This window comes from Gudongella sp. DL1XJH-153 (genome assembly GCF_049310905.1).
In the GTDB taxonomy this organism is placed as follows: Bacteria; Bacillota; Clostridia; order Tissierellales; family Tissierellaceae; genus Gudongella.
Genome location: NZ_JBMEMN010000086.1, coordinates 1 through 814, shown reverse-complemented (window position 1 = coordinate 814; position 814 = coordinate 1). Strand labels below are relative to the sequence as shown.

The 814-nt window shown below is 40.2% G+C and carries 1 protein-coding gene; it reads right to left on the bottom strand.

Going from position 1 to position 814, the window contains the following annotated elements; genetic code table 11:
* Positions 1-52: 52 nt before the first annotated feature.
* Positions 53-814, bottom strand: a 762-nt coding sequence (locus tag ACOEN1_RS13465) for a homoserine dehydrogenase (protein WP_422487405.1), incomplete at its 5' end; no start/stop codon positions are given.

Here is an 814-nt window from a genome sequence, read left to right as displayed (position 1 = left end):
ATTATATATTCAGGTGGATTTAAAAGTCAACACTTTTTTTTAACAATTTGAATTATTTAGAATATTTCCATGTTGAATCTGGTTTGTAATAGACTACATTCTTTTCATTGATCTGTAATATATCTCTGATTATTGATGCAGCAGCACCCTTCACATCAGAGGCACCTCCAAGTATGGTCAGTTCTCCCAGATTATCTGTATTATACTGAATTCCCTTGTTTTTACCAAGGACACCATGGAATATATCGTCCGAAGATATTTTTTGGGGCTTTACAACTATTCCAAGACTTCCATCAACATCCTTAAGTTCCCCGATAAGCTTGTATCTCTCACCATCTCTCTTGGCTGAAACAACATCCTCCAGGGTCAATCCTGTAATCCCTGTAACTTTGGCATCATCAAGTGTGAGACTTGTCTTCATAAGAGCATTTGTAATTATGGTCATCTTTATTGCCGTATCCCAGCCTTCAACATCCTGGGAAGGGTCGGTCTCAGCAATCCCTTCATCCTTGGCTTTTTTAAGAGCCTCCTCATAAGAGACCTCTTCGCTTTCCATCAAAGATAGAATGTAATTTGTCGTACCATTCAAAATTCCCCTTATTCCAATAATTCTAGCGCCGAGAAGATCATTTTCTCCGGCACTTATTGTGGGGAGGGCTGCTCCTGCAGTTGCTCCAATTCCAAACCCAAGTCCTTTTTCTTCAGCAATATCCTTGAGTTCTCTATAGTTTAGCGTCACAGGTCCCTTGTTTGCCGTTACAACGTTTATTCCATTCTCAAGGGCATATCTGATTGTACTCATTGCAGGCTCCCC